Annotated in this window: 1 pseudogene; it reads right to left on the bottom strand. The window is 50.6% G+C overall.

The annotated features are described in order from the left end of the window. Positions 1–315 precede the first annotated feature (315 nt). Positions 316–391, bottom strand: a pseudogene (locus Q9I99_RS11310) (ComEA family DNA-binding protein); the annotation flags it as partial.

Below are 391 nucleotides of genomic sequence, written 5' to 3'. Positions count from 1 at the left end.
TTGGTCTGCTCAAAGTGAGTGCGCAAAGCCATCTGAAGGCGATGTGTTTGAACCTGTTGAAAGCGGCTAACAGGCTAAGTGTGCCTGTTGCTGCTTAAAAGGCGGTCGGATGCCTGATTATCGGGTATCAGGGAAGGATTAAGGGGGTATTGGGGTAGAATCAGTGGATATTTGAAACAAAAACAGCCGAAAACCTGTGTTGGGGTTTTGGTTGTTGGGAGAAAAGGAATTTTGCAAAGGTCTCACTACATTAAAACACAGCCAAAAACAAAAAAGCACCGGCGGCAGCCGATGTCCCTTCCTTTACAGGTTCCCCTATTTTTTAGCCGCGGGCAGAGCCGGTTTGGCGGGGGCTTTGGGTGCGGGCGCGCCGACGGAAGCCTGATCCTTC

Source organism: Neisseria basseii, assembly GCF_962707005.1.
GTDB lineage: Bacteria > Pseudomonadota > Gammaproteobacteria > Burkholderiales > Neisseriaceae > Neisseria > Neisseria bergeri.
Note: the sequence above shows the minus strand (reverse complement) of the source record. Positions and strands in the feature narration are given on the sequence as shown.